The sequence below is a fragment of the Corynebacterium sp. HMSC061H03 genome (genome assembly GCF_001838215.1).
Taxonomy (GTDB): domain Bacteria; phylum Actinomycetota; class Actinomycetes; order Mycobacteriales; family Mycobacteriaceae; genus Corynebacterium; species Corynebacterium jeikeium_D.
This window is the reverse complement of record NZ_KV836075.1, coordinates 27,843-49,538: the sequence shown is the minus strand read 5'-3', so window position 1 is coordinate 49,538 and position 21,696 is coordinate 27,843. Positions and strand designations below refer to the sequence as shown.

Sequence of the window (21,696 nt, the reverse complement as noted above, 5' to 3'; positions counted from 1 at the left end):
CTTATAGCGGCGGCTTGGGGGCTTGCTGCATCTTTGGTCCGGGTGATGGAGCTTTGGGCCATGAAGGGGGCACCGCTGTTGCCTAGGGCGGGCTTACGCTTCACCAGAAGTAGTTTGCTGCACAGTAACCGGCTACTGGCGAAGCGCAAGCCGTCCTAATGGCCCTAATGACTCTAATGCCCCGGTGGTCCTGTCGATTTTGGTGGCTCTGGCGGTCTTTACTGCCGTTGACAGCCTATCTTTCTGCCCATATGATTGGTGACATGACAACAAAGAATCAGGCCAATCACGTAGAGGATTCCTCCCACTCCACCGGTGGTGTGTACTCCCAGGAGGGCAAAGACTTTAACCGCGACACCCGCTATATCAATGACCGGATTGTTAAGGATGGTCGCGAAGTAGGCGAGGGGATTAAGACGTGGCCCGTTGAAGCCGGTCGCTACCGCCTCATCGCGGCTCGCGCGTGCCCATGGGCACACCGCACGCTTATTGTTCGCAGGTTGCTCGGCTTGGAAGATGCAATTTCAGTCGGAATTCCAGGGCCAGTGCACGATGCCCGCTCCTGGGCATTCGACAAGGGACCAGGTGGCCGTGACGAAGTACTAGGCTACGAGCGCCTCCAGGAGGCATTCCTCAAGCGTTTCCCGGACTACCAGCGCGGCATTACTGTTCCGGCCATCGTCGAGATCGAGTCGGGCGAGGTCGTGACCAATGACTTTCCCTGGATCACCTTGGACTTCATTACCGAGTGGACCGAGTTCCACCGCGAAGGCGCCCCGGATCTTTACCCGGTGGAGATGCGCGAGGAAATGGATGAGCTTATGCAGTTCATCTACACCGAGATCAACAACGGCGTCTACCGCTGTGGTTTCGCAGGCTCGCAGGACTCCTACGACAAGGCTTACGACCGGCTGTTCAATGCCCTAGACAAGGTTTCTGAGCGCTTGGAGACCCGCCGTTACCTCATGGGCGACCACATCACTGAGGCCGACATTCGCCTTTACACAACCCTCATCCGCTTCGATGCCGTCTACCACGGCCACTTCAAGTGCAACCGGAGCAAGATCTCCGAGATGCCGGTTCTATACAACTACCTGCGTGATCTCTTTCAGACTCCGGGCTTCGGCGACACCACTGACTTCGTCGATATCAAGCGCCACTACTACGAAGTCCATCGCGACCTCAATCCTTTAGGGATTGTCCCGAAGGGGCCGGAGCTCTCTGACCTGCTCCAGCCGCACGGCCGTGAGGCCCTTGGTGGCAGCCCATTCGGTAACGGCACCGCCCCGGCCCCAGTCAACCCAGATCCCGTTGAAGAGGGTCACCGCATCGAGGATCTCGTCGTAAAGCACTAACGTGCGGGGGCGTGTCCACGTACCCTTAGAGACATGCTCAAAGTAGGACTAACCGGTGGCATGGGCAGTGGGAAATCTACGGTCGCCCGTAGGTTTGCCGAGCTCGGTGCCGTCATCATCGACGCTGATCAGATCGCTCGCGATGTCGTCGAACCCGGGGAACCGGCGCTGGCCGAACTCGCCGAAGCTTTCGGCGAGGGCATTTTGCTTGACGACGGCTCCCTCAATCGCGGCGAACTTGCGAAGCGGGCCTTCGTATCAGCGGAGAAGACGGAGCTGCTGAACTCCATTACCCACCCGCGTATTGAGCAGCGCACCGAAGAGCAGTTCAACGCGGCAGGTGACGCCATCATTGTTTTTGACTCTCCGCTGTTGATTGAAATGGGGCAGTCGGAAGCGCAAGACCTCGTCGTGGTTGTGCATACCCCGGTGGAGGTCCGTCTCGACCGTCTGGTGGAAAGCCGCGGTGTAGACCGAGAGGATGCGAAGCAGCGCATCGCTAAGCAAATCAGCGATGATAAGCGCCTGCAGTTCGCCGACGTGGTTCTGGAAAACTCAGGCACCGAGGAGGACCTCGTGCGCCAGGTCGACCGGATTTGGGAGCGGATTATTCAGCCGCTGAATCAGATTCGCCAGCTGCAGGCCGGGCAGCAAGATAATCCCGTAGCCGCGCAATAGCCTCCTCAATCACCTCGGCGCGCTTGCAGAAAGCGAACCGTACCAGGTAGCGGTACTTTTCTGACTCTGGGTCATCCACAAAAGCGGTGACGGGGATGGCTGCGACGCGGCATTCTTTGACCAGCCGGGTGCAGGTCTCCAGGGCGTCGCCAAGCCCCCAGCTCGAGACATCGGCGACGACAAAATACCCCGCCTGCGGCGTGAAGACATCGGCGCCAAGGCCCTCCAAGCCATCGGCGAGGAGCCGCATGTTGCCCTCGAGCTGCCCCGCCAGTTCGTCCACCCACGGTGCGCATTCCTGCAGGCCACGGGCGACGGCTGGCTGAAGGGGAGTGGCACCGACATAGCTCAAGAACTGCTTGGCTTTAACCACGCCATCGAGTAGCTCGGTCGGGGTGAGCGTCCAGCCAATCTTCCAGCCGGTGACGTTGAAGGTTTTTGCGGCACTGGACACGACAATGGTCCGCTCGCGCATGCCGGGCAGAGCGCTGATGGAAGAGTGTGACAATCCGTTGAAGTACAGGCGTTCGTAGACTTCGTCGGCAAGCACGAGTAGATGGTTTGCGATGGCGACATCGGCGATGGCCTGCAAGTCCTCGTCCGCGAGGACGGTGCCGGTGGGGTTGTGCGGCGAATTGATGATGATCATGGCCGTTTTGGCGGTGACGGCATCGGCAAGCGCGCTGCGGTCGAGCGACCAGGAGCGTGCCGTGCCGGAAGCTGCGGGGATGAGCGGCACCGCGGTATATGTGCAGTTAGCCAGTGCGATGGCGGCTTTGTACGAGTCGTAGTACGGCTCGATGACGATGACGTGGCTGCCGGGTTCGAGATGCCCCAAGGCGGTGGCGGCAATCGCCTCCGTGGCGCCGACCGTGACGAGGCATTCGGCGTCGGCGTCGTAGACCTGCCCCGTGCGGCGGGCGCGATCGGCGACGATAGCCTCGCGGAGCACCTTCATGCCGCGGCCGGGGCCGTACTGGTTGTTTCCTCCAGCTATCTGATGTCGCGCCTCCGCGAGCACCTCCGCCGGCCCATCCCAATCGGGGAAGCCCTGCCCAAGATTGATTGCCTCGTGCTCGGTAGCGAGGCGGGACATGGTGGCGAAGATGGTCTCGCCGAAGGGGCGCAAGCGGGAAACAGTCATGGTATTTACTGTAGGTGGAATCTCATGAGTTCGAAGCATGAAGCTGCAGGATGTGATGGTCGTCAGTCCGCGAAGCTGTGTACACCAGCTTTGGCGTGCCATCTCTGAGCGCTACAAATCGAAGCGACAATTCTAGATAAAAGCTTCAGATATTCTGTGCATTCTCTTCCTTTTAAAAAATAATCTTTACCGCATGCAAGATTGGTCATGGTACGCCCTTGAGGCTGCCAAATTGGTACAGCTGCGTGGCAGAGTTCCAGAAATTATCGCAGTTATACTAATGCTGCTGACTCTCGGGTTTCTCCTTTGGCTGGTTGCAAAGGGGAACAGCTCTAGAAAATCGGGACTGATTCAAGTTTGCGCGATTGTAGTGGCTGTCTCTGTGGTGAGCACCATCGGCTGGTATGTGCTTAATAAGGTGTGGCGACCGATCCCGGACTACATCGGTATTGAAGTTTTCGGACCATTCGCATCTGGCTTGTCCGGCATCGTTGCTCTAGTTGTAATTGCGTTTTCCAAGAAGCCTAGGCGCATCATTGCGGGTCTTCTCGTCTGCTCATTATCAGTACTCGGCGCCTATGCCGTTCCCAATATTCACTATGGCACGTATGCAAACTTGGCCCAGGTGCTACGCGGACCAGGCAAAGTGCAGGCTTTTGGCGAGGTAGATGGGCTCGCGCCGGTCGCGGATGTTTATCGTCCCGGTGACAGTGAGTCGGCAAAACAAACATCTTTGGAACAACGGTGGCGGCCACGCCAAGCCGAAAATATAGGTACTGATAGTAGCGTTCTCGTTCAAGCCGATATCCCTGCTACTAACTTCTCTCCGCGCTCCTCCATTATCTATGTTCCAGCTGCCTATTTCGCTCGACCTCGTCCTCTGCTGCCTGTGCTTGTACTGATGCCAGGACAGCCGGGTACGTCGAAGGATTGGCTGGTAAACGGCGACCTGAAAAATACTATGGATCGCTTTGCTGAGCAACACAATGGTTTGGCGCCGATTGTGGCGATAGTTGATCAGCTATCTTCGAGCTTCAAGAATCCGCTCTGCTCCGACACTGAAAATGGGGCGGTCGCAACCTATTTGGAACATGACGTACCGGCGTGGTTGGAGCAACATTTCCAAGTAGATACTCGACCGCAGTCGTGGGCAGTAGGTGGATTGTCCAATGGTGGTACCTGCGCGATGCAAGTTCTCAGCCGTAAGGGAGGCCCGTATCGTACCGTGCTGGACATGTCAGGCGAGGAGTTCCCAAATCTGCACAACCTTGAGACGACAATCGAGAAGGGCTTTGGTGGCGACAAGGCCACGTTTGAGGCAAATAATCCGTTATCGATTTTCGCTTCTGGCGAAGACTTCACAGGTTATTCCGCATTCTGTTCCATAGGCGATGAGGAATCTAAAGATGTCATCGAAGGGCTGTGGAAAGTCTGCCGAGCCGGACGGGAACAGGGAATGGACGTCCAAGAGCGCACCTATTCCGGTACGCACGAATGGAAAGTGTGGGATCGCGCGCTTGACGACGAGCTCCCCTGGCTTGCGGAGAAAATGAATCTTATCCGGGCGCAAAGCCACTAGAACACAAGAACACTATTTTTCTCGATGCGGCCATCAAAAGTATGGCTGTCTGGTTTAGATCATCTGCGAAATTAAAGATCGGAGTTAAAGGTATGACGATGCAATCCTTGTACCAGTGGCTTAAGGCGCACGGAAAAATCTTAAAGATTGTTTTCTATATCGCGATAATCTCCATTATCGTGCTTGTGGCTCGTGGCCAGTTTGCCGCCATTTCAGGAAGCCAACTTCGAGAAATTTTTGCTGATACGTCGATGCACGTAAACGCAATCATCATGGTGTTAGGTCTGATTGCGTTCAGTGCGACGGGACTCTACGACTTGGTCGCCTCCAAATATGCCGGTGTGGAGGTGTCGCCACGCGAAGCATTGAAGATTGGCTGGATTGCGCAGGCCTTTAATAATTTCGCCGGATTCGGTGGGCTCACCGGAGGTACAATCCGTGCGAAATACTATACCTGGGCGGGTGCGGACCGAGGTAAGTCCATTGGTGTTTCGGCAAGTGTGTGGGCTGCCAACCTACTCGGGTTATTCGTAATGTTGGCAATAACGTTGCCGTACGCAGTGCATTTCGATGGCTGGTTAATTGTCGTCGCCATAATCTCATGTTTTTATCTGCCGCTGTTTTTCTTAGCGGATAGATTTAAACTTGGCGTAATTGATTTAAGAAAAACGACTTTTGCGCAGATAGGAAAGCGGGAAAAGTGGTATCTTCTCGGCACCTCAGTCGTTGATTGGGCAGCAGCTGGGCTGTTCTTCTGGGTATGCGTTCGGGTGTTCACACCGGAGTTTTCACTCCCGATTGCTATCTTTATTTTTGCAACCGCCACTCTGGCCGGATTGCTATCTTTCCTGCCTGCAGGAGCTGGTAGCTTCGACCTCACAGTGTTTGCGCTGTGCGCCAAAGTTGGCCTCGACACTAACCATATTCTGCTTGGCCTTGTACTGTACCGCGTTTTCTATTACATCGTTCCGTGGCTGCTGGCGGCGGTCTTTTGGGTCTCCGACAGCGTGAAAGAACTCGAGTCCGATTTTCCGCACCGTGTCATGGCTCGGATACTCGCAGTTATCACCGTTTTCTCTAGTCTTTTGCTCTTTGTTTCGGCGCTGACACCTGAAATTGCTTCACGTATTCGGATTATCGAAGAAGTTTTGCCGAGCACTGTCCGGCGTGCATCGCATTTGACAGTGCTGTTTATCGCCGTCATGTTGCTTATCTTGGCTCGCGGAATTAACCAACGAGTCAGACGCTGCTACCAGCTGGTTTTAGTGCTGCTTGGGGTGGCAGCGGTTGCGTGTCTAGTGCGCGGAATCGACTACGAAGAGGCTATTTATCTTGGGGTCTTTGCACTTGCACTATTCGCGTCTCGCAGTGCGTTTGATCGAGATCCACTCCCATTAAAGTGGAGTAGTTTCGTACCAACGGCAGCTCTGGCGATTGCTATTCCAATCGTTCTTTCGAGTTGGCATGCGCTTCGGGTAAATAAGGTGGTCAATGTACCCGCACCATCCCCGCATGCCAATACTCACTGGCCAATGGTTCTTTTCTACGTAATGCTCGCATGTGCTGTGGCAATTGCAGTATTGTTTTCTCGCTGTCGCGCTCCGGAGTTCGAAGCCCCAAACGAAGAGCAGACACGTCGATTCGAGGCCCTGATTGAAAAATGGGGCGGGAATGCTTTTTCGCATCTGTATTACCTAGGCGATAAGCAGGTTTTCTTTACCGTCGATAAGCGAAATGGTGCGGACCGTGCAGCGTTGCTGTACCGCCCCCATGGCACGACCTTGATTGCACTCGGTGATCCATTCGGCGACCCGGATGCCTTCAATCAACTGTTCGCGGACTTTATTGACTATGCGGATACCTTTCAGTGCTCGGTCGCATTCTATGAAGTGGGCGAAGACCATTTGGCTCGATGTGTAAATGAGGGCATGAGCCTGGTCAAACTCGGTGAAGATGCGACGGTTGATATTTCGGGTTTCACCCGAGTCGGTAATAAGGGCAAGACGTTCCGACGTATGTACAACAAGTTAGAAAGCTCTGGTTGTACTTTTGAAATTGCCGAGGCACCGTACAGCCCAGACCTCATTACGGAATTGCGAGACGCATCGCAGGAGTGGCTCGGAAAACGCACGGAAATGAGCTTCTCGCTCGGTTTCTTTGATGAGAATTATCTGTCACGTGCACCGATTGCAGTTGTTCGATCGGCGGATTCAGACCGTGTCGAAGGATTTGCTTCGATAATGCCGCAAGGGCAAAGGGTTGCGTCAGTGGATTTGATGCGCATTCGACCTGATGCTCCAGATGGAGTGATGGATGGCATTTTCGTGAATCTGATGGAATGGGCAAAAGACCGTGGATATACCGAGTTCAACTTTGGTATGGCACCAATGTCGAATACCGGTGCGCGGCCGCATTCCAGGCTCAGCGAAAAAACCATCTATCTGGTGTACAACTACGGAGGCCGGATTTATAACTTCCGCGGGCTGCGTAATTACAAGGAAAAGTTCAAGCCTGTATGGAAGTCTCGATACTTGACCTACACCGATGTGAAATCGTTGCCTGCCATTACCGCAAGTCTGTCGAAACTGATCAATCGGCCAGGGCAGTATTCAGCAATTGCGCTGTCAACGAGTGAAGACGAAATGCCTGCTCCCGAAATGGCAATCAACGCTAATTGATATAAATCCGTGCGTCGTTTCCGCCGCTGCACGCCACGACACCATCGCCCTGCGTGCCGCAGCTGACATCGTAGGTCTGGCCGGTCGCAGGGCTCGTTGCCTGAATATTCGGCTTCAAATTATCGCGAATGTTATCAGCGGTGGCGTTGAGACCGTCGGTCTGCTGATGGAAGACCTCGGTGGTAAACTCACAGCTGGTATTCGGCCCGGCAACGACCAGATTCGTGCGGTAACCATCGCCATACACGTAAACAGTCATCTCCTCGCCCCCGGTAAACGTGGTCCCCGGCGACGAGTTGCTGTAAATGATGTCCCTCATCGCCTGGCCGATGTCTGCATTTTCGCTTGACGACGAAGACGTGGTTTCGGTATCCCCATTGGTTTGTCCACCATTTTGTGATGGGGCCGTCTCGGAAGAATTTGCATCGTCGGAGGTGTCGTCGGAGTTTCCGGCAGCGCCACCGTTATTGCTGCCGCCAGCATCAGAGTTTGAGCCGGTTGGGTTCGGCCTATTCTCTGAGTTTGCGTTTGATGCGTTGCCGTCAGTCTGAGTCATGGTGGCGGTGTCAGCTGCCGATTGGCTAGTTACTGCGCCGTCGTTTTGAGAGCAGGCGGTGAAGGTCAATGCGGTTGTGGCGAGGATACCGGCGATGAGTGCACGTCGTGAAGCAAAGGTGTGGTGGGTGTTCGTAGGCGTCACGCAGTGGGCAGTAGGGAGTTTTCGCACTATGAAAGTAATAACGATTCGATGAAAATCAGGGCGGTATTTCGACCTGTTTTCTAGAGCCAACCATTGTCGCGAGCAGTTTTCGCGGCCTCGACGCGGTTTGAGGTATTCGTCTTCGTGATAATTGACGACACCTGATTGCGCACCGTGCCCTTGGCAATGAAGAGCTGGCCGGCGATTGTGCCCGTATCAGCGCCTTGGAGAATCAGTCGAGCGATCTCGACTTCGCGGTCGGTCAGGGGAGAGTCGGCCGTGAAAAGTGAGGCCTCGGCCAAGGCCGGATCGATGACTCGGAGGTCGGAGTGGACGCGTCGAATAGCTTCTGCGAGCTGCTCAGGAGGCGTGTCCTTTGCCAGGAATCCGCTGGCACCGGCCTGAAGTGCGCGTTTGAGGTAGCCGGGGCGAGCAAAAGTAGTGACGACGAGGCAGCGGCAGTGGTCAGAAATTTTCGCGATGGTGTCAATGCCGTTGAGGCGCGGCATTTCGATGTCAATAAGCGCGACATCGACGTCCTGCTCGGTGACTTTTTGCGTTGTTTCAATGCCGTCGGCGGCTTCAGCCACGATGTCCAAGTCCGGTTCGGTTTCCAGTAGAGCCTTTAAAGCCCCTCGAACTAGGTGCTGATCATCAGCTATGAGAACGCGAATCATCTATTCTCCCGCGCATATTCGGTGACGGTTGTGTCAGTGAGGTGGTTTTTGGAGCTTGTGGTGGATGAACGGCCCGCGTGGTGGGAGCGGTGCGAGCGCTGCAAGCGTGACTGCGTCATCGTGGCCACAAGGCGAGTGCCGCGACCTGGTGCGGACTCGATAATGAGGTCACCGCCAGCATCCTGGACACGCTGCTTCAGCCCAGCCAATCCACCAGCGGCGACAGTTTGGCCTTCGCCCGTGGTAGCCGCGGAGGAATCGCAGCCTAGGTCGGAAATGTCGAAGCCGATGCCATCGTCGATGATTTCCACGCTGGATGGTGTGAGTTCGATTGAGACATTCTTCGCCTCAGAATGCCGAATGATATTGGTGGTGGCCTCGCGAATCACCCAGGAGAAGAGTTTCGCATTGGTGGTTACACCGCTGGAATCGTCGGGAAGTGAAGCCTCAATGTGTGCGGTGTGGAATGCCCGCGCGGCGGCGGCGAGCTCGCCTGCGAGATCCGGCTGGCGCATGCGTGTGACTGTTGAGCGGACTTCGGCAAGCGATGTGCGCGACAGAGCGGTGATGGCCTCGAGTTCGGCAGCGGCGGCATCGGGGTTGGTGTGGACCAAACGCCGCGCGACTTCAGATTTGAGCGAGATGACCGTCAGCGAATGGCCCAGCACGTCGTGGACATCGCGGGCGATGGAGTCGCGCTGCTGGCTGAGCTCAATTTCCTGGTTGAGCTGGGCTCGTTCCTGGGAGAACCTGCTGAGTTGAACAACGCAGCAGACAACGACGGCCCAAAACAGGGCATCGATGGGTAAGATGAGACCGCTTTCCGGAGCCAAGAAATGACTAATGGTAACGATTGTTGCGCCGAGCACGCCAATGCTGAGGATGGCGGGGATGATGGGCAGCATCCAACTGAGCAATGCTGCGACAAATGGCAGGAATGCGCTGGCGCCGTTTCCCACAAGCGGGATGGAGAGCAGGCCGAACGCTGCGACTATGCACAGGGCAAGTATGTTGCGAGCTCGTTGCAACCAGCCGCGAGGATAGTAGTGAAGTGAGCCCCAGATGAAGATGTACACCAGCGCAAAGCTGACAATCAGCGCAGTTATCTGAGCGACCTTTTCGGCGCCGAAACCGAAGAAGACGAAGGGTAAAACCACAATCCAGATGCCAGCCGACAGTGCGGAGTAGACATGGAATCCCTGGAAAGGATGGCTGAAGCTGCGTCGCAAAGTGGTTGTCATAGATGCCTAGGCGGTCTCGGTCGGTGGCAGAGGGAAGTTGGTCTCGTTAGTCACAGGTTAGATGGAGGCGATGGCTATCGCTTGGGTTTGCTATCTAGCCGTGTTTCGCCGCGTTATTTACAGCCGCGACTTCTCGCGCTTGTTCAGATATATGCAGAAGCCGATTAGCAGGATGCTCCAAACTGCAACATTGACAATGGGCACCCACAGTGGCTCGGTGTAGAGTCCTGCACCAGTATCCGTGCTGGGAGTAAGACCTGCGGTCAGCGGATACCTCGACAGAGTCACAGAACCGAACAGCGGCGTGAAGCGGCTGATTGCCAGCAACGCGCCCTGCATCGGGATAAAGAGGTTGCCGAGGTAAGACAGCACGACAATCGAGCCCGACGCGATACTGAGCGCTGACGGCTTCGGCAGCAGCAGTGCCCAGGCATAGCCGTAGAAACCAAACGGCAGACAGGTTACAACACAGAGAATGAAGCTGACAATCCAGGCCCGTGGCTCCATCTCGGTGCCGATGACGAGGCCGAGAAGATACATTGCCGCAATCGGCAACACTGCGGCGAAGAGCACCAGAATTGCCTGGCTTAGTACAATACGCGACGTCGACATTGGTGTCAGCGCAAGCTGGCGACCCCATCCCGTGGTTTGCTCCATAATCGTTTGTCCGGCGCTGGCCACCGCTGCTGTGACGCCGCCGTAAATAGCCATGCCAATCATCACGTAGGCGGTGACATTGCCGTGAGGGAAGGCATCGCCGCCGCGGTCGAGCGAGGCACCGAACACCAGAAAGAACAAGATGGGCAGGCCGATGGAGAAGAACAGGTTCGACCAGTCGGACAGATAGCGTTTGATCTGAATGGCGATGTATGTCGACAGGCCGTGGGATTCGGTTAGCTTTGTTGCGCTGGTACCAGCAGTCGCGCCGGGTATGTCGGACGAAGTTTCAGTCGCGGTGTACGTCATGGCAATCCTTTCCAGTTATTTCCTTTAGTTCCCAGCAGCCACGGCGACATCGGGCGTGGCATCAGCTGCAACATCTGCGTCACGCTGCATAGAAATGAAAATGTCATCAAGCTTCGCGCGCTGGACCGTGAAGTCGGTCGCATCCGTCTCCGTTACCAAGTGACGAAGCAGTGAGTCCGAATCCCGTGTCCGCAGCCGCACGCGCCTACTGGTCCCGGCCGGTTCCCCAGCAGCGCTACTCAACCAGGTGACCTCATCGACCTCAGTGCGCTCTGAAAGCTCCGGTGCCGCACCCGGAAAATTAGCCTCAACCAGCACTGATTTACTCAGCGCAAGCATGCTCGGCGTATCCAAGTCCGCCATGATACGCCCTTTGTGCAGCATGATGATTCGCTTCGAAAAATCCTCCGCCTCATCCATGTAATGCGTGGTGAACAACACCGTCGTGCCACGCTCCGCCCGGGCATGAATATCCGCCCAAAAATTGCGCCGCGCACTCGGATCCATCCCCGCTGTCGGCTCATCCAACACAATCAACTCCGGATCACCGAGCAGGGCCAACGCAAACTTCAATCGCTGCTGCTCACCGCCCGAGCACTTACCGACTTTCCGCTTCAGCAAGGGTTCCAGCCGCGCTTGCTTTACGACGTCCGCCAACGCCACATGCTCCGAATAGCCACTGGCAATCATCTTGAGTGTGTCCTCGACCGTTACGTCGGGAAGCAAACCGCCCGTCTGCAAGATAGCGCCGACCTGCTGAGCATTGACCGCGTTCCTGGATGATTGGCCGTTGACTTCGATGCGGCCGGCGGTGGGTGTGGTCAGGCCGAGGATGAGATCGATAAGTGTGGTTTTGCCTGCGCCGTTTTCACCGAGGATGGCGACGACCTCACCGCGGCGGACGGTGGCGCTGACATCATCGAGTGCGGTTACCTGGCCTTTGCTGAATTGCTTGGTGATATTGGAGAACTCGAGAATTACGTCCGGATTCATAGTTCCAAGTTCAGCGCGGATTAGAGGTATGGACGTATAGGTGGTGTCACGAATTGCCCATGACAGGTGTCATTGCTTGTTGGCGTAGCCAACCGTTGGATTCCACTCCCAGACTTTCTGGCAGGCAGGCCATCCTGGTTTATAGTCCACGCGGGGACGGCGCTTTTGTACCCATCGGATTGCCTGCTCGATTTCGTCGAGGACGCTGTCGAGATTCCAATTGATGCATGAGTCTGTGAACCTTAGGATTATCCAGCCGTGCAGCGTGCCGGAGTTGGTCTTCCAGCGATCTGTGATGAACGAGTCCTCGTTGGCGTGGTACTTCTCTGAGTCAACTTCGATGGCTATTTTCCACTGGTCAAGCAGGATGTCGAAGCAGTAGGGGCCGATGTACTGGTTCATTCGGATGCGGTACCCGCGCTTGATTAGTGGACGGGCCAGCTTGCGCTCGAGTTCGCTGCATGAGCCAATCGGCGTGGTGGTGATGGTTTCACGCAGCCATGCGGGGACTTTCCGCATCCGGCTGAGGTCGTGGTTGAGTCGCTTCTCGCCGCCCCGGCCGGCGTAGTGTGTTTCCAGGATTCTGCGTGCATAGTCTTTTGAAGCTCGTGCTGCCCAGAGTGCTTCGACAACTGGGAGGCCATTGATGTCGGTGTAGGCCGGCAGACGACTGTGCCTAATGGAGAAGGTCTCGGCCTGAACTGATCCCGCGCCCTCTGCCTGGATAGGAAGTGTCAGGGGAAGTCTCAAGTGGATTTGAGCTGCGCTTTTACCGCTTAGCGCAATGCTTTTGTAATGCCCCGTGATTGCTCGGGCGACTGAGGCGGGAGAGTGGTCGTCAATGTAGAGGCCTCGTACCAATTTAGTTAGCCTGCCTTGTTGTAGGAGGGCTCTGGTCTTTTTCTCTCCGATGCCGAGTGCACGCAACTCGGCCGTGGTGAAACTTCCCATGGTCGGGACTCTAAGCTTTTGCGGCCCAGGGGATTTTCTGTGAGAGAGGCTCCGTGTCCAATCTGTGGACAACTTTCAGGGTGTGGATAACCCAGGCCTCCCGCAGCCTCGCAGCCTTGCAGCCTCGCAGCCTCGCAGCCGTGGACCATCGATAAGACGGCTTGCGCTTCACCACGAGCCAGCCGCTGCGCACTAAGGGCCAGCTGGTGAAGCGGAACCCGCCTTTGCTGGCCTGGCACCGACTTTATGCCAGCCTTGTCCAAATCTGTGCCGATTTTAATGTTGGTCCGGAACTCGACAGCCGCTCCTAGGCTCTGGACCCCAGCCCTGGGCCCCAGCCCTGGATAGCCCAAAGCCCCAGGAAGTAACGTAACCAGCCGCTTTCAAGACAGCCTTCGCTACGCTGGGAACTATGGCATTTGCAGCAGAGCAACCCGTCCTCGCACACTCGGAGTTCCGGCCCGTCGGTGAAGTCGAGCGCGCTGAGGGAAACTTCGAGGTCATCAGTGAATTCGAACCGTCGGGCGACCAGCCGCAGGCAATCGCGGAACTGTCGGAGCGCCTAGATAGAGGCGAGCGCGAGGTCGTTCTGATGGGTGCCACGGGTACCGGTAAGTCAGCCACCGCAGCGTGGTTGATCGAAAAGGTGCAGCGGCCAACCCTCGTCATGGCACCGAACAAGACGCTGGCGGCCCAGCTGGCCAATGAGCTCCGCAGCCTGCTGCCAAACAACGCGGTCGAGTACTTCGTTTCGTACTACGACTACTACCAACCCGAGGCCTATATCGCGCAGACCGATACCTATATTGAAAAGGATTCCTCCATCAACGAGGACGTGGAGCGACTGCGCCACTCGGCTACTTCAGCGCTGCTGTCGCGTCGCGACGTAGTCGTCGTCAGCTCTGTTTCGTGCATCTATGGCCTGGGTACCCCGCAGTCCTACCTCGACCGTTCGGTGTGGCTGAAGGAGGGAGAGGAAGTCGACCGCGACCAGTTCCTGCGCCTTTTGGTGGACATTCAGTATGCCCGCAATGACATTGCCTTTACCCGCGGCACCTTCCGAGTAAAAGGTGACGTGGTCGACATCATCCCGGCCTACGAAGAAAAGGCCGTGCGGGTGGAGTTCTTCGGCGACGAGATTGATTCGCTGTACTACCTCAATCCAGTCACGGGCGACGTCATCGACCAAGTCCCGGAGCTGCGCATTTTCCCTGCTACGCACTACGTCGCCGGCCCGGAGCGCATGGAACGGGCCGTCGCGGACATCAAGGCCGAACTCGCCGAACGCCTGGCGGATCTGGAAAACCGGGGCAAGTTGCTGGAAGCACAGCGTCTGCGCATGCGCACGGAGTACGACCTCGAAATGATTGAACAGGTCGGCTTCTGCTCCGGCATTGAGAACTACTCGCGCCACATCGATGGTCGCGCGCCGGGCTCGGCCCCCGCGACGCTCATTGACTATTTCCCGGAGGACTTCCTCACCATCATCGATGAGTCGCACGTCACCGTGCCACAGATTGGCGGCATGTTCGAGGGCGACGCTTCCCGTAAGCGCAACCTCGTCGACTTCGGTTTCCGCCTCCCATCGGCGCTGGATAACCGCCCGCTGACGTTCGACGAATTCGATGCCCGCGTGGGCCAGGTCGTGTTCATGTCCGCAACGCCGGGTGACTATGAGCTCGAAAAGACCGGTGGAGAGTATGTGGAGCAGGTCATTCGTCCGACTGGGCTGGTGGACCCCAAGATCGTCGTTAAGCCTACTGAGGGGCAGATTGATGATCTGATCGGCGAGATCCGAAAGCGCACCGAGCGTGACGAGCGCGTTCTCGTGACCACCCTGACGAAGAAGATGGCGGAGGACCTGACCGACTACCTGCTCGAAAATGGTGTGCAGGTGCGGTACATGCACTCGGATGTGGATACGCTCAAGCGCGTTGAGCTGCTGCGACAGTTGCGGCTCGGCGAGTACGACGTGCTGGTCGGCATTAACCTGCTGCGCGAGGGCCTCGACCTGCCCGAGGTTTCGCTGGTGGCAATCCTCGACGCCGATAAGGAGGGGTTCCTGCGTTCGGAGCGCTCGTTGATTCAGACGATTGGTCGTGCCGCGCGAAACGTCTCCGGCGAGGTGCACATGTACGCCGACAAGATCACCGATTCCATGCGGTTCGCCATCGACGAGACGGAGCGCCGCCGCGAAAAGCAGATTGCGTACAACACCGAGCATGGCATCGATCCGCAGCCGCTGCGCAAGAAGATCGCGGACATTCTGGATCAGGTCTACGACAACGCTGACACCGATTACGAAGGCAAGACCGGTGCGGCCGCTGATGCGCTGCTCTCGCGTGCCGACGGCTCGGGCGCGGCCGATGGTGCCAGCGGTAAGCAGATGCCGAGGGCTGAGCTCGAGGCGCTTATCGCGGACCTGTCGGAGCAGATGGCCGCGGCTGCGCGAGAGTTGAAGTTCGAGCTCGCGGGGCGCTTGCGCGATGAGATTTTCGACCTCAAGAAGGAACTTAAGGGGATGATTGAGGCCGGTGTCGAGTAGTTTTTTGCTACTGTTGTGGGAAGTAAAACAGTGTATTCGCGAAAGTGGCTCTGGCCAGTGGGTTCGGGGCAACGACGGCGTTACGCACGATGAACTGTTTTAATGCAACTTCCACAGTGAGGGATAGTTTTCATGAGTGATTACAAGACCATTGTTGTCGGCACGGATGGTTCTAAGTCGTCGCTGCTCGCAGTAGAGCGCGCTGCCTCGATTGCTGCTGCTTTCGATGCCACCCTGGTTATCGGCTGCGCTTACTACGAGACTGCAGAGGATGCGTCCAAGACCCTGCGCCAGGATTCGGTTCAGGTCCTCGGTGATGATCCGGCTCAGAAGAACCTGGCTGCTGCTAAGGAGGCCGCAGAGGCCGTCGGCGCTACCAAGGTTGAGACCGAGGTTCGTTCCGGCTCCCCGGTTGAGGCTCTGATGTCTCTGGTCACTGACCGTCGCGCTGACCTGCTGGTGGTTGGTAACCGCGGCATTAACTCGCTGACTGGTCGTCTGCTGGGCTCTGTGCCGGCTGATGTTGCTCGTCAGTCGGACTGTGACGTCATGATCGTTCACACTGTGAGCTAACAAAACGGTGAGCTAATAATCTAGCTTTCGTTTAAACCGGCATCCCTGAGTTGAGGTGCCGGTTTTTCTATTGCCGGCCGGTGATAATCCCTTCTTCAACTACAAAAGGCCAACTAATTCCGTTTCTGGTTAAGACCTGGTTGCGAAGGGATTCAGGAAGAACTTCGGTGCGGCTGCCGTAGCCCATGAGGTACTCGTCAAAAGCGGGCAGTCGAAGCGTCAGTGAAAGCGCGGCTTCAAGCTCGGCCTCAGTTACGTTCTGCTGCCATGTCGGGATGAAGTACTCATTTTGTGCGAGTTCTTCGCCGGTGAATTCTGTGTCAGTTGGCGCGTGCGGAGAGGCAGAGGAATCGAGGGAGAAAGGAACTATTAAGTGGTCGATAAGCTTAAGGGCCTTTTTCGCTTGAGTTTTCGTCAGCCCCAGCCACCACGCGAAGTCAGCTACACAGATAGGTCCGCGGGAATTAACATAGCGCCAGGCAATGTCGGCCAGCGTGGATTCAGCTGAGTGTTCTGTGCTGGAGCCGTCTGTGGTATTTCCTGAGAGGCCGCCTTTGAAAGTTACGTCGGCAAGCAGGACGAAGGTATCTTCGGATCCTTTTCGTGGCCCTTGGACGACAGCACCTTCGCCGCCGAATGTGCGCAGTAGGTGAGGACCTCTTTGCTCCGTGGGGTCTATTCCATGATCTGCGAAAACCTCATAGGCTTCAGTCCGAGTAAGCGGGTCGGACAGACCACGTGAGTGCAATTCGGAATGAAATGCTGCCCGTGCGGTCTGCACATCATCTTGAGAAAGACCGAGTGTCGTACGACGTCTTGCTGCTGCCTTTTCGATGCGCGGATTCGTCAACCTCATAATTGCTCCCGCGTCTTGCGCTGAAACAAAGTGCAGGGTGCCTCGTTGCGACCAACAGCGAACGATGTCGTAAGAAGAAATGGCTGCTAAAACATCGTCGGTGGTGCTGCCACTGCGCAAGGCGATGGCATCAACACCGTTCGAATAATTCTGTCCTTGCAGAGCAACCATGCCATGCGTTGCTGATAATGCAGGCGACTTGAGGTTTGTATTCCAATCGCTGCGTGCTTGACTTGCAGCTAACCCCTGGGCAATGAGACGGCGTGCGCGAAGTTCAGCTAGCTGAGGTAGATAGTTTTGGGACATTATGTCTCACTCATTCTGTACGGCACTATCCTCGTCATTCTAACCACTGCAGCTCCGGCAAAACGCCTGACTGCTGAGGCGCCACAACAATTAGCCCCTGGGTCGCACGAGTCAGAGCAACATACAGGTCCTGTAGCCCCTGCGGAGACTGTGCCACAATCTGGTCGGGCGCAACGACGATGACCTCGTCGAATTCCAGGCCTTTTGAGGTCGTAATGTCGTAGACCGCGCAGTTGGTGAGCTTGCTGCCACCAGCTCCACCACCGAGGAACTCCCGCACCTCCGCGCGCGTGGCTTCGAGCAACTCGGCGGGCGCGATTACAGCGACCAGGCGGTCTGGCTGCGCAACCTGCTCCACATGCGCCAGAGCCTCCGTCACGGTGCGAGCCTGAACAGGCTTGCGGCCGGTCGCGCGGATCGACTGCGGCGCCTCCAGCTCCGGATCAATCTGAGCCAGGACGCTGGCGGCAACCTCCATCACCTCAGCTGGGGTGCGGTAGTTGACGGTCAGCTCGTGGAGATGCCACCTCGCGCCGATGATGGGTTCCAGCACATCGTCCCAGGTCGCGGCACCTGCGGGGGAGCCCGTCTGGGCCACGTCACCGACGAGAGTCATCCAGCCGTTGGGGCTGCGGCGGCGCAGCATTCGCCAGGCCATCGCGGAGAGTTCCTGAGCCTCGTCGACGATGACATGGCCGTAGGCCCACAGGCGATCCGCCGCCGCCCGCTCGGCGGTGGATCGCAGGTCGCGCTCACGGTGGCGTTCGGCCAGTGCCTCGGCATCGATGACGTCATACGCTGACAAAATCTCGGCCTCGAAGCCGTCGTCAAGATCCTGGGATGCAGAACTGGACAGGGTATCCAACGCGCCCTGCGCCTCCTCGACGCGGGCCTGCCAATCCTCTTCATCGGCCTCCGATTCACCAACCGGGCCGAGGAGTTCCGCCAGCTCGTCGAGAAGCGGGGCGTCGGAAGGCATCCAGTCGGTGCCTTCCGGCCGGTAGAGAGCCTCGCGCGTCAGCTCGTCGTAATCGCTGGCGGCGTAGTCGATGGCCTCGCGGGAACTCAGGAGTTCCGACAGCACCCGCTCGGGTGTGAGTGCGGGCCACAGCTCGTCGAGGATGTCGGCGACTGCTCCGGATTCGTCGATTTCGTCGCGCAGGTCGGCAACGTCGGTCACGGACAGCAGGTTCTCGCCGCCCAGCGGGTCGGCGCCGATGACCTCGGCCATCTGCGCGGCCAGGAGCTCCACCACGTGATCGCGGAAAATCGGCCGGGCCAGATTGTGGGGTTTCCGAGTCCGCCGCGCACGCGTGCGTGCAGCTTTCACCATGTCAGGTGTGATCGTCAGGGTGATGTTGTCGTTCCGGACTTCAAGAGGTTCCGCGGGGAGCTCCTGGTAGGCCCGCACGGCTTCGCGCAGGATAGTGAGCATCTCAATCGAGCCCTTAACTTCCTGCGCAACCAGGGGTTCGGGGTTGTGTCCGTCGATAAGCGCGTTGGAACCGCGCACGCCGGGGTAGAGATCGGCAATGGTGGTCAGTACCACGCCCGTTTCGCCGAGGCTCGGCAGCACGCGCGAGATGTAGTCGAGGAAGGTTGTGTTCGGGCCGATGATGAGGACACCGGTTTTCGCCAGTTGATCGCGGTAGGTATAGAGAAGCCATGCGACGCGATGCAGCGCCACTGCCGTCTTGCCTGTGCCGGGACCGCCCTGGACGACCAGGGTGCCGCGGGTGGAGTCGCGGATGATGAGGTCCTGCTCGCGCTGAATGGTCTCCACAATGCCGCGCATATGGCCGGTGCGCGCTTGATTCATGACCTCCCGCAGCACCGATTCGCCACCGACGCCCGCTTCAGCTTCGGTCTCGTGTGCGCTGTCGGCTTCCTCGCCGGAGAGCCATTCGTCGTCAATGCTGCGGACCTTCCGGCCGTGAGTGCGCAGGTGTCGACGCAGACTGACTCCCTCGGGATGCGCGGTCGTGGCCAGGTAAAACGGGCGCGCGCCGTCGGCACGCCAATCCATGATGACCGTGCGGTAGTCGTCGTCTTCATCGGACAGGCCGATTCGCCCGATGTATCGCTTATCGACGGTCGCCCCCGGCCCTTCCTCTGACAAAGGATTGTCGGGGTCTGTGTCATCGATATCGATTCGACCAAAGACCAGGCCAATCTCGGCTGAGCGGTAGCGGTCCAGATTAGCCTGTAGTCGGTGGTATTCCACCTCGCGTTCAACGCGGGCTTGCGGGTCTGGGTCGTCGATGAGCATGACCTGGCGCAGGTACTCTTGGTCGCGCTCGCGTGCCCGGTCGAGGAAGCTGAACGCACGGTCGACGTAGGCCTGTTCGGCAGCGAGGATGCTTTCTTCTTCTCGCTGTGGTGCTGAACTTGCCTGGTCCGGCAGACCTGCCTGGCCAGTGTGGCCAATGCGGCCTGTCTGGTCCTGCCCGGGCTCGGATGCGCGCGACGCCAACCTGGTCTCCTCAACGAATCGCAAAATTAGTGCTAACTGATGTGCTGAATGAATATAAAAATATGAAAACGCCCCCGCACGCGTAGTGGCGTGGGGAGCGTTTAAGTATACCGCCTTAACTGCGGCAGCAAACTTACTGCAGGCGCTTCTGCGCCTTCTTTGCGGACTTCTTGGCCTCCTTGGAAGCCTTGGCTGCGCGCTTGCGCAGTTCCTTGCGCTGCTTGCGGGTGTCCTTCTTGAGGTCCTTGCCCAGGTCCTCGGCGTAGTCGCGCGCGTCCTCAGCGAGCTCGGTGGCCTTGGCAATCCAGTCGTCCTTGTTGTCCTCGACGTAGCTCTTAGCGGTGTCGAAGGCGTCGGTGAGCTGCTCGCGCCAGCCGTCCTTGTTGTCCTCGACGTATTCACGAGCCTCATCGGTAGCCTCAGATGCGCGGTCGCGGAGCAGCCCGGCCTTTTCGCGGACGTTCTCGCCGGCGGAAGCGAAGGCTGCGCTGATTTCCTCAGTGCGCTGCTCGGTTTCAGACTTGGTCGGCAGGGCAGCCTGAACCTTCTTGTTCAGCTGCTTGCCAGCCTTCTCAGCGCGCCAAGCGACACCCGGCTTACCGTCGGTGTCAGCAGTAGCCAGGAAGAGGCCACCCAGCAGACCGATGTCGGTCAGGAAACCAGTGCGGCGAGCTGCCTTCTCCTTCGAATCCTGGGTCTCCCAGAATGCGTGGCGAGCCAGCATCGTCGGAACTTGTGCAGCGACCAGAGCGGTGGCGGACAGGCGTGGGGCCTTACCCAGAGCGTAGAGGGAACCCGCAGCAACCTTGGTGCCAGCGACGACCTGGACAACCAGCTTCTCGCTATTTGGCACGTACTTGTTGTACTGGTTCGGGGTTACGGAGCGGACGCGGGCAATCAGGTCGCGTGCGCCCTCTTCATGATCCTTCTGGTTCATCAGCGTGTCGACACCGTCGGCAACGAAAACCGAGGCCAGCATTGGTCGGGCAAACTTGCGAATCATCTAAATTCCATCTCCTTTGTCGTCCAGGTGAAACCGTGTTTTTGGCCATCTGGTCGCTGTAATTCACTATTAATCCTACGCAGCCTGGCCTATTTATGTCGCGGGAATGACCAGTTTTTCAGACGCTGCGACTGCATCCAGCGCTACCAACCACGCTCATCCAGCGCTACCAACCACGCTGGCGCCAGCTCTCGACCTCGGGGCTCTCGACACCAACTGTGGTGTCTTTGCCGTGGCCGGGGTGAATCACCGAGTCGGCGGGGTAGACGTGGAAGACGCGGCTCTCGACATCGTCGATAAGCTGCGTGAAATCCTCGGGCGAGTACGTTTTGCCGACACCGCCTGGGAAGATGCTGTCACCGACGAAGAGGTGGTGTGACGGGGTGTCGTCGGAAAGCGCGCCGGCTTCTTTGGCGGACAGGTCGAGGCAGAGACCGCCTTTGGTGTGTCCGCGCAGGATGAACGTGGGCAGCGTGATGTCCTCGCCGAACGTGATGGTCTCGCCGCCGTCGAGCTGCTGGTCGGCGGGCTCGGGAATGTCGGCAGCGTCGAGGCTGGACGTGATGTGGCGGGCCGGGAATGACTGCAGGAGCTCGCCGAGCGCCTGAACGTGATCGCCGTGGGAGTGCGTGGTGACAATCGTGCGGACCTGCGCGCCGACGTGCTCAACCAGGCGGATTAGGTGGTCGGCGTCGGTGGCGGCGTCGATAAGTAGGGAATTGTCGGGCTCGCGAGAGTCGACCAAAAGGTAGACGTTGTTGTCCATCGGTCCGACGGAGGTCTTATAAGTCGTGACATTGCCGTAGTCAATGCGCTCAACGCCGCGCGTGCTCGGCGAATTGGAGTAGGGGCTGATTGTAATGTCGTCGTTCATGCGCCCCAGGGTAATGAGGTGTCTGTCGGCGCGCTAGGAACGCAACGTAACCGCGAATCTCTGAACACATGTGCGAAAAATTGGTTATGGACTGTAGACTAGTC

The 21,696-nt window shown here is 57.7% G+C and carries 17 protein-coding genes; 6 read left to right on the top strand and 11 right to left on the bottom strand.

Annotated features, from left to right (window positions below; genetic code table 11):
* The first annotated feature begins 263 nt into the window (after positions 1-263).
* Positions 264-1,355 carry a glutathione S-transferase family protein gene (locus HMPREF2787_RS06980; RefSeq protein ID WP_231367199.1) on the top strand — a complete coding sequence of 364 codons (1,092 nt, stop codon included), beginning with the start codon at positions 264-266 and terminating at the stop codon, positions 1,353-1,355.
* 33 nt (positions 1,356-1,388) lie between these two features.
* On the top strand, positions 1,389-2,033 hold the full coding sequence (coaE, locus tag HMPREF2787_RS06975) for a dephospho-CoA kinase (protein WP_070603151.1): 645 nt from the start codon (positions 1,389-1,391) through the stop codon (positions 2,031-2,033).
* Here coaE and HMPREF2787_RS06970 read toward each other — a convergent pair.
* Complete coding sequence (locus tag HMPREF2787_RS06970) at positions 1,963-3,177, bottom strand: aminotransferase class I/II-fold pyridoxal phosphate-dependent enzyme (RefSeq protein ID WP_070603154.1); 1,215 nt, start codon at positions 3,175-3,177, stop codon at positions 1,963-1,965. The two genes, coaE and HMPREF2787_RS06970, sit on opposite strands and share 71 nt — an antisense overlap.
* 193 nt (positions 3,178-3,370) lie before the next feature.
* Between HMPREF2787_RS06970 and HMPREF2787_RS06965 the strand changes: the two genes are divergently transcribed.
* The gene (locus tag HMPREF2787_RS06965; protein WP_070858871.1) at positions 3,371-4,756 is read left to right on the top strand and encodes an alpha/beta hydrolase; all 1,386 of its coding nucleotides are present in this window, start codon (positions 3,371-3,373) and stop codon (positions 4,754-4,756) included.
* 92 nt (positions 4,757-4,848) lie between these two features.
* Entirely contained in the window at positions 4,849-7,434 is a 2,586-nt protein-coding gene (gene mprF, locus HMPREF2787_RS06960) for a bifunctional lysylphosphatidylglycerol flippase/synthetase MprF (RefSeq protein WP_070603156.1), read from the top strand.
* On the opposite strand, the gene HMPREF2787_RS06955 is transcribed toward mprF, so the two are convergent.
* From HMPREF2787_RS06955 to HMPREF2787_RS06930, 6 genes are all read right to left on the bottom strand, one after another.
* Positions 7,427-8,134: a hypothetical protein gene (locus tag HMPREF2787_RS06955; RefSeq protein WP_016422918.1), complete on the bottom strand. Its 708-nt coding sequence runs from the start codon at positions 8,132-8,134 to the stop codon at positions 7,427-7,429. The two genes, mprF and HMPREF2787_RS06955, sit on opposite strands and share 8 nt — an antisense overlap.
* An 80-nt stretch (positions 8,135-8,214) precedes the next feature.
* On the bottom strand, positions 8,215-8,811 hold the full coding sequence (locus tag HMPREF2787_RS06950) for a response regulator transcription factor (RefSeq protein WP_048732178.1): 597 nt from the start codon (positions 8,809-8,811) through the stop codon (positions 8,215-8,217).
* Positions 8,808-10,052, bottom strand: coding sequence for a sensor histidine kinase (locus HMPREF2787_RS06945; RefSeq protein WP_070858870.1), 1,245 nt, complete (start codon positions 10,050-10,052; stop codon positions 8,808-8,810). Before HMPREF2787_RS06945 ends, HMPREF2787_RS06950 begins: the two co-directional genes overlap by 4 nt.
* Before the next feature lie 117 nt (positions 10,053-10,169).
* Positions 10,170-11,018 carry an ABC transporter permease gene (locus HMPREF2787_RS06940; protein ID WP_048732182.1) on the bottom strand — a complete coding sequence of 283 codons (849 nt, stop codon included), beginning with the start codon at positions 11,016-11,018 and terminating at the stop codon, positions 10,170-10,172.
* Between the two features lie 24 nt (positions 11,019-11,042).
* Positions 11,043-12,011, bottom strand: a complete 969-nt coding sequence (locus tag HMPREF2787_RS06935) for an ABC transporter ATP-binding protein (RefSeq protein WP_005511996.1) — start codon at positions 12,009-12,011, stop codon at positions 11,043-11,045.
* Between the two features lie 69 nt (positions 12,012-12,080).
* Positions 12,081-12,962: a type IV toxin-antitoxin system AbiEi family antitoxin domain-containing protein gene (locus tag HMPREF2787_RS06930; RefSeq protein WP_069359792.1), complete on the bottom strand. Its 882-nt coding sequence runs from the start codon at positions 12,960-12,962 to the stop codon at positions 12,081-12,083.
* Between the two features lie 412 nt (positions 12,963-13,374).
* Between HMPREF2787_RS06930 and uvrB the strand changes: the two genes are divergently transcribed.
* Entirely contained in the window at positions 13,375-15,507 is a 2,133-nt protein-coding gene (uvrB, locus tag HMPREF2787_RS06925) for an excinuclease ABC subunit UvrB (protein WP_016422912.1), read from the top strand.
* A 132-nt stretch (positions 15,508-15,639) separates the two neighbouring features.
* Positions 15,640-16,080: a universal stress protein gene (locus HMPREF2787_RS06920; RefSeq protein ID WP_005511992.1), complete on the top strand. Its 441-nt coding sequence runs from the start codon at positions 15,640-15,642 to the stop codon at positions 16,078-16,080.
* 67 nt (positions 16,081-16,147) lie between these two features.
* Here HMPREF2787_RS06920 and HMPREF2787_RS06915 read toward each other — a convergent pair whose 3' ends face one another.
* The 4 genes from HMPREF2787_RS06915 to HMPREF2787_RS06900 form a co-directional block, all read right to left on the bottom strand.
* Positions 16,148-17,242 (bottom strand): DNA glycosylase AlkZ-like family protein, encoded by a 1,095-nt coding sequence (locus tag HMPREF2787_RS06915; protein ID WP_070603162.1) that lies wholly within the window; start codon positions 17,240-17,242, stop codon positions 16,148-16,150.
* A 34-nt stretch (positions 17,243-17,276) separates the two neighbouring features.
* Positions 17,277-19,715, bottom strand: coding sequence for a HelD family protein (locus HMPREF2787_RS06910; RefSeq protein ID WP_070858869.1), 2,439 nt, complete (start codon positions 19,713-19,715; stop codon positions 17,277-17,279).
* A 133-nt stretch (positions 19,716-19,848) separates the two neighbouring features.
* A complete protein-coding gene (locus tag HMPREF2787_RS06905) occupies positions 19,849-20,718 on the bottom strand; it encodes a DoxX family protein (protein WP_070603166.1) in 870 nt (289 codons plus the stop codon).
* Positions 20,719-20,884: 166 nt separating this feature from the next.
* Entirely contained in the window at positions 20,885-21,592 is a 708-nt protein-coding gene (locus tag HMPREF2787_RS06900) for an MBL fold metallo-hydrolase (RefSeq protein WP_070858868.1), read from the bottom strand.
* Positions 21,593-21,696 lie beyond the last annotated feature (104 nt).

Bases quoted from the DNA above. Each gene is read 5' to 3' on its own strand.
- HMPREF2787_RS06935 (WP_005511996.1), bottom strand. From the start codon at position 12,011: ATGAATCCGGACGTAATTCTCGAGTTCTCCAATATCACCAAGCAATTC.
- HMPREF2787_RS06950 (WP_048732178.1), bottom strand. From the start codon at position 8,811: ATGATTCGCGTTCTCATAGCTGATGATCAGCACCTAGTTCGAGGGGCT.
- coaE (WP_070603151.1), top strand. From the start codon at position 1,389: ATGCTCAAAGTAGGACTAACCGGTGGCATGGGCAGTGGGAAATCTACG.
- mprF (WP_070603156.1), top strand. From the start codon at position 4,849: ATGACGATGCAATCCTTGTACCAGTGGCTTAAGGCGCACGGAAAAATC.
- HMPREF2787_RS06945 (WP_070858870.1), bottom strand. From the start codon at position 10,052: ATGACAACCACTTTGCGACGCAGCTTCAGCCATCCTTTCCAGGGATTC.
- HMPREF2787_RS06940 (WP_048732182.1), bottom strand. From the start codon at position 11,018: ATGACGTACACCGCGACTGAAACTTCGTCCGACATACCCGGCGCGACT.
- HMPREF2787_RS06915 (WP_070603162.1), bottom strand. From the start codon at position 17,242: ATGTCCCAAAACTATCTACCTCAGCTAGCTGAACTTCGCGCACGCCGT.
- HMPREF2787_RS06970 (WP_070603154.1), bottom strand. From the start codon at position 3,177: ATGACTGTTTCCCGCTTGCGCCCCTTCGGCGAGACCATCTTCGCCACC.
- HMPREF2787_RS06900 (WP_070858868.1), bottom strand. From the start codon at position 21,592: ATGAACGACGACATTACAATCAGCCCCTACTCCAATTCGCCGAGCACG.
- HMPREF2787_RS06965 (WP_070858871.1), top strand. From the start codon at position 3,371: ATGCAAGATTGGTCATGGTACGCCCTTGAGGCTGCCAAATTGGTACAG.
- uvrB (WP_016422912.1), top strand. From the start codon at position 13,375: ATGGCATTTGCAGCAGAGCAACCCGTCCTCGCACACTCGGAGTTCCGG.
- HMPREF2787_RS06980 (WP_231367199.1), top strand. From the start codon at position 264: ATGACAACAAAGAATCAGGCCAATCACGTAGAGGATTCCTCCCACTCC.
- HMPREF2787_RS06930 (WP_069359792.1), bottom strand. From the start codon at position 12,962: ATGGGAAGTTTCACCACGGCCGAGTTGCGTGCACTCGGCATCGGAGAG.
- HMPREF2787_RS06920 (WP_005511992.1), top strand. From the start codon at position 15,640: ATGAGTGATTACAAGACCATTGTTGTCGGCACGGATGGTTCTAAGTCG.
- HMPREF2787_RS06905 (WP_070603166.1), bottom strand. From the start codon at position 20,718: ATGATTCGCAAGTTTGCCCGACCAATGCTGGCCTCGGTTTTCGTTGCC.